The sequence below is a fragment of the Streptomyces klenkii genome (assembly GCF_003626645.1).
Taxonomy (GTDB): domain Bacteria; phylum Actinomycetota; class Actinomycetes; order Streptomycetales; family Streptomycetaceae; genus Streptomyces; species Streptomyces klenkii.
In genome coordinates, this window is the sequence record NZ_RBAM01000001.1 from 871116 (window position 1) to 887047 (window position 15932).

17 protein-coding genes and 3 pseudogenes are annotated in these 15932 nt (G+C 67.6%); 13 read left to right on the forward strand and 7 right to left on the reverse strand.

Translation table 11 applies throughout. The features are described from left to right. Positions 1 to 66: 66 nt before the first annotated feature. From D7231_RS03100 to gap, 3 genes and pseudogenes are all read left to right on the forward strand, one after another. Positions 67 to 535, forward strand: a pseudogene (locus tag D7231_RS03100) (transposase); the annotation flags it as partial. 224 nt (positions 536 to 759) lie between these two features. Continuing rightward, the gene (locus tag D7231_RS03105; protein ID WP_120753317.1) at positions 760 to 1716 is read left to right on the forward strand and encodes a GlxA family transcriptional regulator; all 957 of its coding nucleotides are present in this window, start codon (positions 760 to 762) and stop codon (positions 1714 to 1716) included. Between the two features lie 128 nt (positions 1717 to 1844). Next, positions 1845 to 2843 carry a type I glyceraldehyde-3-phosphate dehydrogenase gene (gene gap / locus D7231_RS03110; protein ID WP_120753318.1) on the forward strand — a complete coding sequence of 333 codons (999 nt, stop codon included), beginning with the start codon at positions 1845 to 1847 and terminating at the stop codon, positions 2841 to 2843. Positions 2844 to 2942: 99 nt separating this feature from the next. On the opposite strand, the pseudogene D7231_RS03115 reads toward gap, so the two are convergent. The 3 genes and pseudogenes from D7231_RS03115 to D7231_RS03125 form a co-directional block, all read right to left on the reverse strand. Further along, positions 2943 to 3089 (reverse strand): annotated as a pseudogene (locus D7231_RS03115) (IS701 family transposase); the annotation flags it as partial. A gap of 191 nt (positions 3090 to 3280) precedes the next feature. Next, entirely contained in the window at positions 3281 to 3703 is a 423-nt protein-coding gene (locus D7231_RS03120; RefSeq protein ID WP_228775165.1) for a hypothetical protein, read from the reverse strand. A 217-nt stretch (positions 3704 to 3920) separates the two neighbouring features. Beyond that, positions 3921 to 4754: a hypothetical protein gene (locus D7231_RS03125; protein ID WP_147449679.1), complete on the reverse strand. Its 834-nt coding sequence runs from the start codon at positions 4752 to 4754 to the stop codon at positions 3921 to 3923. Between the two features lie 652 nt (positions 4755 to 5406). Here D7231_RS03125 and D7231_RS03130 point away from each other — a divergent pair. From D7231_RS03130 to D7231_RS03140, 3 genes are read left to right on the forward strand one after another with little or no spacing between them, the layout of a single operon-like run. Next, the gene (locus D7231_RS03130) at positions 5407 to 5862 is read left to right on the forward strand and encodes an ester cyclase (RefSeq protein WP_120753320.1); all 456 of its coding nucleotides are present in this window, start codon (positions 5407 to 5409) and stop codon (positions 5860 to 5862) included. Next, entirely contained in the window at positions 5859 to 6464 is a 606-nt protein-coding gene (locus tag D7231_RS03135; RefSeq protein WP_120753321.1) for a TetR/AcrR family transcriptional regulator, read from the forward strand. Before D7231_RS03130 ends, D7231_RS03135 begins: the two co-directional genes overlap by 4 nt. Continuing rightward, positions 6461 to 7417 (forward strand): oxidoreductase, encoded by a 957-nt coding sequence (locus tag D7231_RS03140; RefSeq protein ID WP_120753322.1) that lies wholly within the window; start codon positions 6461 to 6463, stop codon positions 7415 to 7417. Before D7231_RS03135 ends, D7231_RS03140 begins: the two co-directional genes overlap by 4 nt. Before the next feature lie 461 nt (positions 7418 to 7878). Here D7231_RS03140 and D7231_RS03145 read toward each other — a convergent pair whose 3' ends face one another. From D7231_RS03145 to D7231_RS03165, 4 genes and pseudogenes are all read right to left on the reverse strand, one after another. Continuing rightward, on the reverse strand, positions 7879 to 8604 hold the full coding sequence (locus tag D7231_RS03145; protein WP_147449680.1) for a hypothetical protein: 726 nt from the start codon (positions 8602 to 8604) through the stop codon (positions 7879 to 7881). A 957-nt stretch (positions 8605 to 9561) separates the two neighbouring features. Beyond that, on the reverse strand, positions 9562 to 10587 hold the full coding sequence (locus D7231_RS03150) for a hypothetical protein (RefSeq protein ID WP_228775164.1): 1026 nt from the start codon (positions 10585 to 10587) through the stop codon (positions 9562 to 9564). A gap of 318 nt (positions 10588 to 10905) precedes the next feature. Continuing rightward, on the reverse strand, positions 10906 to 11124 hold the full coding sequence (locus tag D7231_RS03160; RefSeq protein ID WP_228775208.1) for a hypothetical protein: 219 nt from the start codon (positions 11122 to 11124) through the stop codon (positions 10906 to 10908). Positions 11125 to 11370: 246 nt separating this feature from the next. Further along, positions 11371 to 11799, reverse strand: a pseudogene (locus D7231_RS03165) (IS701 family transposase); the annotation flags it as partial. 44 nt (positions 11800 to 11843) lie between these two features. On the opposite strand from D7231_RS03165, the gene D7231_RS03170 reads away from it, so the two are divergent. From D7231_RS03170 to D7231_RS03200, 7 genes are all read left to right on the forward strand, one after another. After that, positions 11844 to 12332, forward strand: coding sequence for a hypothetical protein (locus tag D7231_RS03170; protein ID WP_120753325.1), 489 nt, complete (start codon positions 11844 to 11846; stop codon positions 12330 to 12332). A 73-nt stretch (positions 12333 to 12405) separates the two neighbouring features. Beyond that, positions 12406 to 12897, forward strand: a complete 492-nt coding sequence (locus D7231_RS03175) for a peptidylprolyl isomerase (protein WP_120753326.1) — start codon at positions 12406 to 12408, stop codon at positions 12895 to 12897. A gap of 352 nt (positions 12898 to 13249) precedes the next feature. Then, positions 13250 to 13978, forward strand: coding sequence for an aspartate/glutamate racemase family protein (locus D7231_RS03180; protein ID WP_120753327.1), 729 nt, complete (start codon positions 13250 to 13252; stop codon positions 13976 to 13978). 5 nt (positions 13979 to 13983) lie between these two features. Further along, a complete protein-coding gene (locus D7231_RS03185; protein WP_199739294.1) occupies positions 13984 to 14232 on the forward strand; it encodes a hypothetical protein in 249 nt (82 codons plus the stop codon). Then, entirely contained in the window at positions 14229 to 14777 is a 549-nt protein-coding gene (locus D7231_RS03190) for a flavoprotein (protein ID WP_120753328.1), read from the forward strand. Before D7231_RS03185 ends, D7231_RS03190 begins: the two co-directional genes overlap by 4 nt. Before the next feature lie 225 nt (positions 14778 to 15002). Continuing rightward, positions 15003 to 15344, forward strand: coding sequence for a nucleoside triphosphate pyrophosphohydrolase family protein (locus tag D7231_RS03195; RefSeq protein ID WP_120753329.1), 342 nt, complete (start codon positions 15003 to 15005; stop codon positions 15342 to 15344). Positions 15345 to 15402: 58 nt separating this feature from the next. After that, complete coding sequence (locus tag D7231_RS03200) at positions 15403 to 15885, forward strand: HIT family protein (protein WP_120753421.1); 483 nt, start codon at positions 15403 to 15405, stop codon at positions 15883 to 15885. Positions 15886 to 15932 lie beyond the last annotated feature (47 nt).

Sequence of the window (15932 nt, forward strand, 5' to 3'; positions counted from 1 at the left end):
GGAATCCGGTCTCAGCGGCGGCTACTGACCGTAACTCTTGCTAAGGGAACCCCGGATTTGCTAAGACGGGCCGCAGGTGGTGGGACTGCGAACACGCCTGATGAGACGTTGTTCGCTGCGATCGTGTACGTGCTGGTCAGCGGGTGTGCCTGGCGTCATCTGCCGCCCTGTTCCGGGGTCTCGAAGCCGACCGTCCACCGCAGGTTCCTGAGCTGGCCGCGGGCTGGGGCGTGGGGCCGGCTGCATGAGGCAGTTCTTCATCGCCTCGACGATGCCGGCCTGGTCGACATGACTCGCGCAGTCTCATCGTGGCCGGTACTTCAAGCCCCAGCCACTGCACGCTGACAAGGCCTACGATCAGCCTGTCCTGCGGAAATGGCTGTGGGGCAAGCACATCGGCGTCCGCATCGCCCGCAAAACCATCGAGCCGAGTGAGCGAATCGGCCGTTGCGGTTGGGTGATCGAGTGCACCATCTCCTGGCTCACCGGCTACCGCCGCCTCACCCGCCGCTACGAACGCGACCCACGCAAGTACCGTCCGTCTCACCACATCGGACACGGTCTTAGCCGTGGGCAGAAGGGCCTTGATCTGCGGTGCCGCAGGTTGCATGAGAGCCCCGCCGTCGGAAGCGGGGCCCGCGGGCGGGCGGCCGAGCCGGTTCTGCTCCGGGCAGCACTGAAGACAGTCCGCCTGGTATGTCGTCCGCCTGGTCCGCGCAGTGCGCGCACTCGAAGTCATGCCCCACGTAACCTTTTCCTGTGCCAGCCTCCCCCTTGCGTCGCGTCGCCGTCCTCGTGCTCGAGGGTGCGAAGCCGCTCGATGTCGGTATTCCCGCGCAGGTCTTCACGACCCGCGCGAGCATGCCGTACGAGGTGCGGGTTTGCGGGGCGGTACCCGGCCCCGTCGCCGGCGGCGATGGCCTCGCGTACTACGTCGCCCATGGCCTCGACGCGCTCGCGTGGGCCGACATCGTCTTCGTCCCCGGCTACCGGCTTCCGGATCGCGACGACCCGCCGCAGGCCGTCGTCGACGCACTGATCGCCGCCCACGACCGGGGCGCGCGGCTCGCCGCCATCTCGACGGGCGCCTTCGCGCTCGCCGCCACGGGCCTGCTTGACGGCAAGCGCGCCACGACGCACTGGCACTACACGCGAGCCCTCGCGGCCAGGCACCCGCTCGTCCAGGTCGACGAGAACGTGCTGTTCGTCGACGAGGGCAGCGTGCTCACTTCGGCCGGCGCCGCCTCCGGCATCGACCTGTGCCTGCACATCCTGCGCGGCGACCTCGGAGTGGCCGCGTCCAACCACGCGGCCCGGCGTCTGGTCGCCGCCCCCTACCGCAGCGGCGGCCAGGCCCAGTACGTGCCGCGCAGCGTCCCCGAGCCGCTCGGTGAGCGGTTCGCCGCTACCCGAGAGTGGGCGCTGCACCGGCTCGGCGAGCCTCTCACGCTCGACATACTGGCGCGGCAGGCCGAGGTCTCGCCGCGCACGTTCTCCCGGCGCTTCGTCGAGGAGACCGGCTACACGCCGATGCAGTGGGTGATGCGCGCCCGCATCGACTTGGCCCGCGAACTCCTCGAACGCTCGCAGCGCAGCGTCGAACAGATCGCCGCCGACGTCGGGCTCGGCACCGGCGCGAACCTGCGCCTGCACTTCCAACGCATCCTCGGCACCACACCGAGCGAGTACCGGCGCACCTTCACCCGGGGCGAGTAACCCGCCCGGCCCCGCCCGGCCCCGCCCGGCTTCCACGTGGCGGGATCCTTTTGAACCGTGGCGATCCCGCCACTGTCAGCGGCGCGAGTCGCGGGCGAACCTGATGGCGAAGAGAAGGGACATCACACATGACTCGCATCGCCATCAACGGATTCGGCCGCATCGGGCGCAATGTGCTGCGTGCACTGCTGGAGCGCGACAGCGCCCTGGAGATCGTCGCCGTCAACGACCTGACGGAGCCCGCCACGCTCGCCCGGCTGCTCGCCTACGACAGCACGGCCGGCCGGCTCGGGCGCCCGGTGACCGTCGACGGGAACGCCCTCGTCGTCGACGGCCGCCGGATCACGGTGCTGGCCGAGCGCGAGCCGGCGCAGTTGCCCTGGGCCGAACTCGGCGTCGACATCGTCCTGGAAGCCACCGGCCGCTTCACCTCGGCCGAGGCCGCTCGCGCTCACCTCGATGCGGGCGCGAAGAAGGTACTCGTCAGTGCGCCGTCGGACGGCGCCGATGTCACGCTGGCGTTCGGGGTCAACACCGACGCCTACGACCCGGCCGTGCACACGATCGTCTCGAACGCCTCCTGCACCACCAACGCGCTCGCGCCGCTGGCCGCGGTCCTCGATGAACTCGCCGGCATCGAACACGGGTTCATGACGACGGTGCACGCCTACACGCAGGAGCAGAACCTTCAGGACGGTCCGCATCGCGACGCCCGTCGTGCCCGGGCCGCCGGCGTCAACATCGTGCCGACCACGACGGGCGCCGCCAAGGCGATCGGCCTGGTGCTGCCGCAGCTCGACGGCAAGCTGTCAGGCGACTCGATCCGCGTACCGGTGCCGGTGGGCTCGATCGTCGAACTCAACACGACCGTCGCCCGCGACGTGACGCGCGACGACGTGCTGGCGGCGTACCGCGCCGCGGCGGAGGGGCCGCTCGCCGGCATCCTCGAGTACTCGGAGGACCCGCTCGTGTCGTCCGACATCACGGGCAATCCCGCCTCGTCGATCTTCGACTCGGCTCTCACCCGCGTCGACGGCCGCCACGTCAAGGTGGTCGCGTGGTACGACAACGAGTGGGGCTTCTCGAACCGCGTGATCGACACGCTGGAGCTGCTCGCTGCCGGCTGACCGGACGCGGGGGCGATGCGCACCAGCCTGGGATCGTTCAGCACCATGCCGTGGCGCCGGCTCTCCCGGCCGGCCTGGAATCCCGGGTATGGCTGGACGAAGGGACGCGTGGGCGGCCATGGCGAGGGTGCCGTGGCGGTGCCGGCCGGGGTAGCGGCTGACCTGGTAGTCGTCCAGGCCGCACTTGCCCTTGGCAGTCCGGAAGCATTCCTCAACCGTCCAGCGAACACCGGCGATGCAGATCATGTATGGCGACTCGTCGGCGAAGGGTGTAGCCCTTTCCTGAGGAGGAGCTACACCCTGCTCGCAATAGCCGGCAGCCTGATCTGCTGGCGGTGCCTCAAGAAGACCCACTCATGAACGTGTTGCGACCTTTACGGGTGCGGTGCAAGAACTCACGCAGGAAAGGAGCGGCGGGAAGCCACTGGTGGCGGCGTTCACCCTCGCGTTTCCTGGACACCGGCCGGCCGCTGCCCGTTGGACACCGGCATCCGAACGTGGCCAGCGGCCTTCCCGGCCCCGTCTCTGCGCATGGCTGTCATGCGCAGCTCGGCCAGATGCGGTACGAGGGACACGTCCAGTTCCTCGACCGGGTGAACCAGCCCGCGCGGGCATGTCTCGGCAGTCCGGACCTGGCAGCTTGCCCTGGGGTAGGCGGGGTTGATGCCGATCTCGCCCTTGGGGAGGGTCCCGTTGAAGGGCGTGGGGATGCCGTGCGCGTTCCAGAAGTCCCACGCCTCCATGGCCTTGGCCTGCTCGAACGCCAGGTAGGGCTGGGGGTAGCGGTCGGTGCACGCGCTCAGCTGCCGGCGCAGATGTCCTCGGCGTAGCGGCCGGCGGCGATCAGGCCCCGTAGCCATGCTGTGGCTGAGGCCTCGTCACCGCCCCCGTACTGCACATGCAACTGCTGGAACGCCTCCCGCACACCTGGCGCCATCCGCCTGCCGTCACCGCAGACGTAGATCCGGGCGGGCGCCGGCTTCGAGTACTCGCCACCACGCAGGATCTCGGCATGACAGAGATCGGCGCGAACCCGTTCGCCCGCCTGGCCCAGTCGTTGCGGCAGCGGCCGGGTGTTCAGTGGCCTAGTGCGGCGCGCAGCGTGATCCCGTGGCGGATGCGCAGGCGGCGCACCTCCCAGACTGAGAGCGCGGTTACTGACAGCGGGCCGCCGAGCATGAAGGTGTACAGCACTTCCGGAGGCGCGGCGACGTCGGGACCGTTGAACATCTGGAACGCGAAGAGCGACCAGACCAGCAGCGGTGAGATGAGCGCCGGGAGCAGTTGGTGCACGTCCCTGGCCATGAAGCACGTGAAGACGCAGGCGTAGGTGGCCAGGAGCGTGTAGACGCTCGAGCCGAGCAGGACGGCGAGGGCCGCGAGCCAGCCGATGGCCAGGGCGAGGAAGGCCAGCACGGTGCAGATGATTCCGGGGCCGGCGAAAGCGGAGAAGAGGTCCTTGAGGTCCTCGCCGTTGATGAGGTCACCCTTGAGGGTCTCGACGGACAGCCAGATGAAGACGGGGCCCGCGGCCAGCATGAGGGCGGCTGAGATCGGCCTGCGCAGGCGCCCGGCGAAGTCACGGCGTCTGTCCGGGGTGCTCGCGACGAGGAAGGCGGTGACGCCGATGATGCTTCCCACCGCCATAATGCCGCAGGAGAAGGCCAGTTCGAGGAGTTTGCCGAGGACGAACTTCTGCCCGCCACCGCTCAGCGGATAGGCCGCGACCAGCCAGACGGCGGCGACCAGGCCGAGTATCGTACGCGCGAGCTGCATCCCGGCGATGAGCTTGTCCTCTACGTGGTCGGCCGTGGGGGTATGCGCACGACCCCCTGCCCAGGAGCGGAAGAACGTCTTCAACGCACCGCCGGAGGCCGCACGGTTGCCGTATGTCGCTCTGGACCCGCTCACTTGCTGTCTCCCCGTAACGCGTGCACTCTCTGTGTTCCGTGGGTCACGCGTGCACCGCCACGAAACGTCGAACACTTTATCGGGTCACGCTTGGGTATTTGCACTATCCGGGTCCGGCGCGAGGAGCCGCCGGTCAACCCGCTCGCCTCACCGCGACCTCGTGTGATGTGCACCGTCCCCGGCGCTCTGGGTGAGGGTCCGGAAGGGGGACGGTGTGCCGCGTGACGTGCAACTTGCCAGCCGGTTCGAGGTGTCATGGCGCTGCTCCAGGGCCCTGACATCGCATCACCGGGCAGCGGCGCGACGCTGAGACGCTCCAAGCGCTCGCGCTGCCCGACCCTCAGGGGATCCCCAGCATGCGGTTCCACTTGCGACCCGAGCAGGGGGGAAGGGGAGGTGTAAGGGCTGGTGTCCGGTGGCTGCTTCGCTGTGCCGCGCGAGCGCTGACATTGCGTCGGACCGGAGGGCCGGCCGGTCTGATGTCGGTGGTCTTCGGCAGCGGCTCTCGTATGCGGTCGCGCAGGTGGGTGGGCTTGCGAGCGTGACCCCTTGGCGAAGCTGATGCGGATCGGCGGCCTGAAGTTCGAATCCACTATTGGTTACACCGTACACAGTGTGTACGGTGTAACCACATCGTCGACCGGAGGATCTGATGACTCAGCAGACTGTTGCGCACGCGTTCGCCGCATTGATGAACGGTCACGACCCCGATGCCGTGGACGGCTTCGTGGCTGAGGACTATGTCAACCACAACCCCTACGTGGAGGACGGCCGGGAGGCCAACCGGGCCTTCTGGGGCCGCTGGTTCGCCGCCTTCCCCGACACCCGTGTGACGCTCGAGGACGTCCTGGTCGACGGCGACCGTGTGGTCGGCAGGTTCACCTACCGTGCCACCCACCTCGGGTCGCTGCTCGGTGAGGAGCCCACAGGCCGCTCGGTGGAGATGCGGTCGCTGGACATCTGGCGGGTACGAGACGGCATGGCGGTCGAGCACTGGGACGAGCTCAACACCGTCGAGTTCTTCACCCGGCTGGGCCTTCTGGCGCCGATGAGCATGCCCGGTAAGCCCGCCGGCGTGCAGAGCCGGGAAGAGGACGATGCGTCATGACTCCTCCTGAGCAGGTGCCCGAGCCCTCCCGGTCCCGGCAGCGCCGGGAGCGGGAACGTGCCGAAGCGCGGACCGAGATCCTGCAAGCCGCCCGTGAGCTGGCCCGCGCCGAAGGCTGGGAAGCGGTGAGCATGCGCCGTCTGGCCGACCGGATCGGCTACTCCGCCAACTACGCCTACCGCTACTTCAAGGGCCGCGATGACATCCTGCTGGCCTTTGTCAGGGACGGCTTTGTCAGACTCGTCGGCATCATGCGCTCAAGCGGTACGTCGGTCCAGGCCGCGGCGGCCGCCTACCTGGACTTCGCGCTGGATGAGCCGGACCTCTACCAGGTGATGTACGGTCTCGGCGGCGTTCACGTGCCCGCCGCCGACACCGTCACCGAAGGCGACGCGGTCGGCGCCGTGATCGCGGAAGCCCTGGGGATCACGGACCCCAACGACGACCGCATCGCCCGCATCTGGGCCACCGCGCACGGCCTCGCCGCCCTGCATGCCATCCGCAAACTCCCCATCGACCGCGCCCACCTGCACCGGCTGCTGGCGGCAAGTGTCGACGACCTGCTCCGCACCCCGCAGCAACCAGATGGAGGCGTCCGGTGACCACCACTCTTGCCGTCCCCGGCCGGTGGACGGCCGACAACATCCCCGACCAGACCGGCCGCACGGCCGTCGTGACCGGTGCCAACAGCGGCCTGGGCTACATCACCGCGCGGGAACTCGCCCGCCATGGCGCCCACGTCATCCTCACCGCGAGAAACATGGACAGAGGCGGAGCCGCGCTGGACAGACTCCGTAGCGAACTCCCCGAATCCGCCGTCGAGCTCCGCTTCCTGGACCTGGCCGACCTGGACACGGTCAAGGCGTTCGCCGACGCCCTCGACACACCCGTGGACGTACTCATCAACAACGCGGGCATCATGATGCCGCCGCGCTCCCTCACCAAGCAGGGATTCGAGTCCCAGTTCGGCACCAACCACCTGGGGCACTTCGCACTGACCGGCCTGCTGCTGGAGCGGCTGCAAGCCGGACGCGACCCACGCGTGGTGACGGTCACGTCGACCCTGCACAAGAACGGAACCATCCACTTCGACGACCTCGACGGCGGGCACTCCTACTCACCGCGCGGGTTCTACGCCCAGTCCAAGTACGCCAACGTGCTGTTCGGCCTGGAACTGGACCGGCGACTGCGTGCGAACACCGTCCCGGTTCTCAGTCTCCTGGCCCATCCCGGATACTCGGCCACGAACCTCCAGTCCTCCGGACCCACCGGGCTGCTCAAGACGATCCTCAAGGTCACCAATCGCCTCGTCGCCCAGGACGTCGAGACGGGCGCGCTCAACCAGCTCTACGCGGCCGCTTCCCCACACGCCCAAGGCGGCCAGTTCATCGGACCCGATGGACGCAACGAGGCCAAGGGCCACCCCACCCTCGTACAGCCGGCCGCATCCGCCACCGATCCCGGCACCGCCCGCCGCCTGTGGGACCTGTCGGAGCAGCTCACAGGAGTCCGCTACGACTTCGCTACGAGTCCGGAAGCTGTGCAAGGTCCCTGAACGGGCAACGCTCGACAACAGGCAACGCTCGACGATGGCCGGCGGGCTGGCTACTGGTACCAGTTTCGACCAGAGAACTCGCTGATCTCCGCTATGTAGCCCCCCGGCCGCCGCTCCGCCGACATTATTCGTCACGGGGGAGCGGCCGCAAGGCTCCCTTCTCCCGGAGCCCCGAGCTCCAGACCGACCGCATCGACGCCGCCCTCCAGCGCCCGCACCCCCTGAACGGCGCGGTGGTCTGTGCCGGCTACCGAGGGTGCGCTGAAGCGTACGGGTATGCCTGGCCGTCGTCGCTGGAAGAGTGAGTCACCGACAACTCGTACGGCCCCTGAAGATCCACCCGCTGAGAGTGGTCAGCAGCTCCGGCAGGGAAGCGCCAGCGGCCCGGGAACTCCCAGGCCCGCTCGGCCGCAGTCTGCCCCTTGTCCTGGGAGGCCGGCCCAGCCGTCTCGAAGGTCGGCTCAGGTTCTGGACAGTCCCGTTGCGAGGTTCTTCTCGGCCAGGGCTTCGAGGTGTGTCGAGCGCACAGTCTCCGAGGCCCTCGGCGGCGTGACGGTGACCGGCTCGCCGTAGGCGGGGATTAGGAACTCGATTGGCTCAGGTGCGACGGTAGGCATGTCCACCACGATCTTTCGCACGTACGGCTTGCCGTCGGCCTTGGCGAAGACGGTCACCGAGTTCCCCCGGTCGCCCTGCCGAAGAGGAGTGAGCCGCTCACCCTCCTCGGTGACCTCCGCGTCACGGTACGCCCCTTTACCAGGTGCCGCCATCTTGTCGGCAATCTCATGCACAGGCGGCAGGGCGCACGTATCCACCATGCTCTTGCGGATCTTGCCGTCCTGGCTCAACTCCAGCCATTTGCCGTGCAACCCCTTGAACAGCTCCGGCCCGTCCTTGCTGAAGCCCGCGTTCAGGTAAGCGTCACTCCACGTCATCCAGGCCCGCCCGCCGCGCTCGATGCGGACACGGAAGACCTCGTTCTGAGCAACGACACTGCAGTTCTTCTCACGGTCCACGGAGATCTCGACAAGTCCACCCATGGCCACCGCGGCCTTGGTCGAGACCCGGACTGACGGTGCGTCCTTGAACAGCTGAAGGGACCGCGACAGCAGGTCACGGTTTGCGCGCTCCTTGTTCGCTTCCGCGCTGCGCGCCCCGCCTCCGCAAGCAGTCAGTGTCAGCGACACCCCCACTGCACCCAGCACGGCCAGCCGTCCAGCCCGACTCTTCACTACAGCCCCACCCCTTCGTTACGAAAACTTCATTGGCCTAAACCTACTGATTATCAGTGTTCAAAGGCACCAAAGAAGCCGCGGGCTCTCAACGGCTGCCCGGTCATCGCACAAGGCTGTAGCCCAGATACAGCCGAAACAGCCCTGAGGCCTCGCGCCATGGACAGCTCAGGCGTGGGTGGTGACGGACGCCCGGTGAGCGTGCGCGGGTCCTGCGCCCGGAAATCGGGCCTGTGGGCTCCTGCCCGGGCGAAACGGCGTGCTGGGGGTCGCGGGAGGTGTGGCCGGCCCCGGCTCGACCCGCCCGGCATCCTGCACTGCCCTGGCCTGTCTCGTGGGGGACTTCCCTCGCGAAGGGGTGGAGCAGGGGGCCGCTTCGCGAGGGGACGGCCTTGCGGGGCTGACCCCGCGGTGTTGCACGGCTCCGTCCGGCGGCCAGGACGCGACGCAAGTGCTAACGGCCCGCCATGCTCCGTCCCTTATCGGACTCGTGGAAGGCGAGGATTTACGACGATGTACGACTATGTACTCGCCGGGCCGGTTCTCGATGTGCTCACCAGCCGGGAGGGGGAGACACTCGGCGGCCCTGGCCTCCTGGGGCTGGGCCCGCCGGCGCCGTACCCGTCGCGTCGGCGCCTGCGCTTGGCTGGGCAGCGCCAAGAGGCCGGGGTGGAGATAGGTCTGGCTGATTCGAAGTTCCATCGAGGCCGTGCCGCCGACTCGGCCTTACTTGTTTCACAGCAGGCCCCGGCCGCCCTCCGTGAAGGTGAGCGGCCGGGGCCTGCTGTGAGTCCGGGAGCGACTCTGCTGCGCAATTCCCGTTAGTCATGTGGTGATCACATCGTGAGGCCGTGCCGGCTCGGGAGCGCTCGGTCACTCACACGGATTTGAGGAGCCGTACTCGTGTACGTGTCATGCCGCGGGCTTTTGCAGCCAGTCTGCTTCGGTGGTCCAGAACATGTGGCGCGCACCGAGGTAGTCCTGAGCGAAGTCCGTGAACCGTTCGCGGGTGTACGGCTGACCTGTCTTGGGGTCCTTGGCATTGATGTCGGGTTCCTGGACGGCCATCGCGACGAGGGGAAGGGCATCCTTGTATTCGTGGAGGAACTTGTAGGAGTTCTCCATCTGGTACTTCCGGTCCGGCAGGGTGTCCGGTCCCCCGATGCCGATCTTCTTGTCCCTGGCGAGATCGAACATCTCCTTCATGCGCTTGTGGTCGTCGTCATCCGGCAGGAAGTTGATGTACTGGATGAACTGCGTCTTGGTGAAGACCTTCTTGCCGTAGCGCATGTTGTCGATCTCGGCATCGATGTAGGACTTCGAGGTGTACTTGGTCTGATCCGTCTTGGTGTCCACCTCGACCGCGGTCTCCGGAAGGTTCACCCCGGCGAGCTTTCCGTCGAACTTCCCCGCCATCGCCTTCAGCATGGCCTGGAAGTCCGCCCGCACATCCTTGTTCCACTGCGCGACCATAGCCCCGTGGGTGGTGGGATTGTCAGGGTTCTCATCGATCGTTGGCGCGACCCCGCCCTCGTCCTTCACATACTGGGGGACGTTGGCGTCCTTCATGGCTACGTCAAAGAACCGGTCCTGAACCTGGACGAACAGCTTCTTGTGACGTTCCTGGAGATACTTCAGGGCATTGTCCAGCCGCGACCACTTGTACTCCCCCTTCTTCCCCTCAAGGGCCTTCCAGGGCACCACCACCTGCACGCCGCCGATGTCCGAACGGTCAATCATGGCCTTGACCTTCGGGTTCTCGCCGGACGTGGCATCCTCGAAATCGCCGAGCGACATGTACAGATTGTCCGCCACCTTGCCGTGGGACACGGCGGCGGCCTTGGCGGGGGCGGGAGCCGCGGAGGCGACTCCGGCGCCAGCTGTCAGGGCGACGGCCGTGAGGACAACAGATCCGACTGCACCACGTTGCGTCATCATGAACGAGACGCTAGGGGAACGTTCTTAGAGAAAGATAAGAGCATCCATTAATGGGTGTGGGCACCTTCGGCTTCAGGCTGGACAGGCCGGGGAGCGTCTTCATCTTCATGCGGTGAGGTGGTAGCTGAGGCGGGTGGGGCGTCTGTACTGCGGGGGTCGCGAGACCCGGGTGGAGCTTCACCCTCTCGATCAGTCCCAGGCGCCGCGGCCGTTGCGGCGAGTGGTGGAGTACCGGACGCTGAACGTGCGCCGCTGGGGGCGCGGGGCGGCTGGTTCGGCGGCCCGGGCCGGGAGTGCTTGCCTATGGAGCAGATGCTCTCAGGCCGCGACTGTCGTCGGCTGGGAAGCCGCAAGATTCGCCGCACGGGTGCGGGCATCCCCCACCGCTGCGGTGTCGTACGGGCGGGCGGCGGTCAAGAGGATGTTCAGGCGGGAGGCGGCGAGGGCGGAGTCAACGCGGGCGGCCTCGTCGAGGGCCTGCTGGGCCGCGGCAGCGCCCTGCTCGGCGGCGTCGAAATGCGCGACCCACTGCGGCACATCGCCCAGGCCGTTCGCGACCAGGTCGTCGGCGGCACCGAGGTGCCGCTCGGCTTAGCACTCCAGTTGCAGTTCGCTATTTCTGCTGGTCAGGCGCTTGTTTCTGAGTGCAGCGAGCTGATGCGCCGTCATGTGGCGGGAGTTTGTGACCGGTGGTGCGGCGTTGGTAGTGGCAGTGCATGGCGGGGGCCTGGTGCCGACGGCGCCAGCGGGACCATCTGAGTGCCTGATCGGTGCGATGAGGGCGGTGGTGTTCTGCGCCGGGGCGGCAAGCTGCCATGAGCCGTCTGATTTCTGCCAGTCTGAGCGGGCCGAGGAAAGATCCGTTTCTGCGGCCCCCCTTTCCCTCCCGGCCTGGGTGGTCGTGGCGGCGAGGAAGCCGTGGGCGAGCATGGCCAGGGTGACGTGCCGATACCAGCCCACGTAGCGGCGGACTTCGTACTCGCCCAGGCCGCACTCGTTCTTCACGCTCTGGAAGCACGACTCGATGGTCCAGCGGCTGTCGGCGACCTTGACCGGCTGGTCGACGGTGGTGCCGGTGGGGGCGTGGGCCAGGTAGTAGGCGATCTCGTCGGGGCGGGCGATGCTGCGGTGGGCCATCACCCACCGGCGGTGAGAGGGCTCACCGCTGTCGAAGAACGGGACGGCGGGAAGCTGGGCGGCCGCCCAGTCGTAGGTACTCGCCGGAGCAGTTCCGGCAGGCCGGCCTGGGCGACCTGGTGCCCACCTACACCGGCGCCGACGCGCAGAAGGGGTGCGAGGAGGCGTTGACGAAGCAGGTGGAGGACGCTTACCGGCTGGCGACGAGGAAGTGCCTGGCCGAGTACGAGAAGCGGCTGCGGGACAACGGCCTGTGGGTGGTGCGCGGCCAGTACGAACTGTGCAAGTACGGGGCGGTGACCGAGGCGCTGATTGAGCCGGCCGACGCGGCCCTGTCCGGCACCACCCGCCTGGTCGACCCGGCTCCGGACCGGGCCCGGGTCGGCTGGGGCCGCGTCGGCGGATCCAACGCCCTGGACGGGTGGCGCGCGGACGCTCAGCTGATCGTCGACATCACCCCAGTTCCCGGCACCACCGACGTCACTGTCACCGCCCGTCTGCGCGGTGTGGGCGTGCGCCGCGACAATGCCGGTGTGTGGAACCGCACCGGCCGGCGCCGCGCGGCGCACCGCACGATGGCCGGGGCGGCAGGAGCAGGCCAATGCTGATGACCTGTCAGTCAGACGATCATGTTTATGGCAGGCTGATCGCCGACAGAGCCGCCCAGCAGAGGAGTGAAGCATGATCGAGCTGCACACGAACTACGGCGTCATCAAGATCGAACTGGCCGCCGACAAATCCCCTAAGACGGTTGCGAACTTCCTTAACTACGTCAGGAAGGGGCACTACGACGGCACGATCTTCCACCGGGTCATCAATGGCTTCATGATCCAGGGCGGCGGCTTCGAGCCCGGCCTGCGGCAGAAGCCGGTCGATGCACCCATCGACAACGAGGCGAACAACGGGCTGCGCAACGACATATACACCGTGACGATGGCCCGTACGAACGACCCGCACTCGGCCACCGCCCAGTTCTTCATCAACGTCAACGACAACGACTTCCTCAACCACAGCTCCCCGACCCCCCAGGGCTGGGGCTACGCCGTCTTCGGCAAGGTCGTCGAAGGACAGGACGTCGTCGACAAGATCAAGGCCGTCAGGACGGGCAACGCGGGATTCCACCAGGATGTCCCTGTTGATGACGTAGTCATCGAGAAGGCCGTTATCGTCTGATCCGCCTCCGACCGGGCGCAGCGCGACGCCGGCACCTGCCGCTGAACAGACGGGGCGCGCGACGTCCTGCCACGGCATGCCTGCACAGGCATGACGCCGATTGCCGGCTACCTGCGCCGGGGCGGGATCGGAAGCGGCTGACCAAGGTGCCTCCGCCGGGGGCCTCGGGTTGTCTTGGGTCCGGTCGGCCTGGTCCGGGCGCGCCTGGTCCTGGAAGACAGTCTCCCGCAGGGCTGCTCACTCCTGACCAAAGTGAACCTTATGAAAGTCAATCGCGTCGCTTATTTCGCTTATGGAAGGATGTTGGGTGGTGAGCAGCAGGCCACTCGGGGTCGACATAAGGAGCGGGGCGATGAAGACAATTGGGCTGATCGGCGGGATGAGCTGGGAGTCGACAGCGGAGTACTACCGATTCTTGAACGAGTTCACGCGCGACCGACTTGGCGGGCTCCATTCAGCCCGATGTGTGATCTATTCGGTGGATTTCGCGGAGATCGAGCAGTTGCAGGTCCAGGGGCGCTGGGCGGATGCCGGCGAGATCCTGGCTGCGGCCGCTCAGTCTCTGGAGGCAGCCGGCGCTGACCTGGTGCTCATCTGTACCAACACCATGCACAAGGTCGCCGACGTTGTTGCGGCAGCGGTGTCCATCCCGCTGCTGCACCTGGCCGACGCCACCGCAGACGCCGTACGGGCATCGGGCCTGCGCCGGGTCGGCCTGCTGGGCACGGCGTTCACCATGGAGCAGGACTTCTATCGAGGCCGCCTCGAAGCGGCCGGGCTCGACGTCCGCATCCCGGATACCGACGGGCGCGCGCTCGTGCACGAAGTGATCTATGAGGAGCTCTGCCTCGGAATTGTGCGGGACGAATCACGCACTGCTTATCAGAAGGTCATCAAGGACCTCGTTGCAGCTGGCGCGGAAGGCATCATCCTGGGCTGCACCGAAATCGAGCTTCTCATCGGTCCTGGGGACAGTCCCGTTCCGGTCTTCCCCACCGCAAGACTTCACGCCCAGGCAGCCGTAGACGCAGCTCTTCCGGACGCCCGGAACGACACCGCCACGACGCCGGCATCCCGCTGACTGGAGTGTGGCCATACGCCCGCGAACTGCTGCGCCGCGCCCACCACCTCATCGACCCCGCCCGCGCCTACACCCGGGCCGGCCGCCGCGAGGACGCCGTCGACGCGCTCCTGGACGCCGAACGCGAGGCAGCGGAGGAGGTGCGCTGCCGCCCGCGGACGAAGCGGCTCGTCGAGCACCTGCGCCTGCTCGGTGCGGGCGCGGACGAGGGACGGTTGCGGGCGCCGGCCGATCGTTGTGGACTGCCCCGGTGACCACGACCCGAACTCTGTACCTGATCGCCTGCGCGGCCCCGCCCGCCCGGCGCCTCGATGTCCCCATCCGCGCGGCCCAGGAGGCCGGCTGGGATGTCTGTGCGATCCTCACGCCGTCCGCGTACCGGTGGGCGAGAGAGGACGCAGACGGCGAGATCGAGGCCCTCGAATCCCTCACCGGACACCCGGTCCGCTGGCAGTACAAGCTTCCGTCACAGGCGGACGTGCTGCCCGCCCCCGACGCGATCCTCGCCGCCCCGCTGACGTCGAACTCCCTCAACAAATGGGCGCTCGGCATCTCCGACACCCTCGCCCTCGGACTCCTCACCGAGGGCATCGGGCTCGGTCTGCCTATCGTCGCGCTGCCGCACTGGAACGACGCCCAGGGCCGGCACCCGGCCGCGCAGGGCAGCGTCGAGATCCTGCGCGCCGCAGGTGTGACCGTGCTGCTCGGTGGCGAGCGCGGGTTCGTCCCGCCCAAGCCACGGCAGGGCAACCTGGACGCGTATCCATGGGATGCCGCCATCGACGCGCTCCCGTCCTGAATCACCCCTCACGCGCCCAGAGTGAGCTCCCCGCGCTGTACGGACACCGGTCGCCCCTGAACTCAGCTGATCGAGGTGAACGGGCGGGCTTGCCTGGGTGCTCCTAACCGGCCCGCGCTGACTGCAGAGTGGAAGTTCCTGTGAAGGGACAGTGTTGGCGCGGATGGCTCCTTGATCGTGTGGGGATCATCGGCGACACGGAGCGAAGGGGGAGGGCTGGACGCGGTGGACCTTGGCACACTGCAGCAGCGGGCTGTCCAGATTCATGATCTCTATGATGAGCTGAACCGGCGCGAGCGTGGCCGGGTCTGGAAGCGCGAGGAGTTCATGCTCGGCTTCATGGGTGATGTCGGTGACCTGGCCAAACTCGTCATGGCTGAGGAGGGTGCGCGGACGGTGCCTGGCGGGCGGCCCGCGCTGGAGCACGAACTCGCCGACTGCCTGTGGTCGGTGCTGATTCTCGCGCACCGCTACGACGTTGATCTGGGCCATGCTTTCTGCCGCACCATGCCGGAGCTCGATGAGGCGATCTCTGCACGGCTCGCGAAGACCGGTGAACCGGCCTGATGTCTTCGGTGGGAGGATCCGCCGCTCAGCCGGCGGCACATGGATGGAGCGGCAAGAGATGGATCTCGATGCCTACGTGTTCCGGGCCCGGACAGGGCCCTGCTTCGTCTGTGCCTTCCTGGCCGGGGATCCTGACTACACCCATGAGACGGTCTTCGAGGACGACGAGAACGTGGCGTTCCTGGACCGGTGGCCCACGCTGCCGGGCAAGGTGCTGGTGGCGCCGAAAGCACATGTCGAACATGCCGTCCGGGACCTGGACGAGGCCGCCTACATCCGGCTGATGCTGTTCGTGCGCAGTGTCGCGCAGGCTGTGGAGCAGGTCTTCGAGCCGGAACGGACCTACCTGCTGTCGCTGGGCAGCCAGCAGGGCAATGCCCACCTGCACTGGCACATCGCCGGGCTGCCCCCCGGCGTGCCGTATGAGCGGCAGCAGCATCATGCGTTGATGGCGGAGAACGGTGTACTGACCCATTCCTCACAGGAGAGGGCCGAGATCATGGCACGGCTGCGCCAGGTGCTCGCGACTGCGAGACCGTGATTCCCTTAGGTCATGCGGCCTTTTTCGTACGCGCCTTACAGGTATCC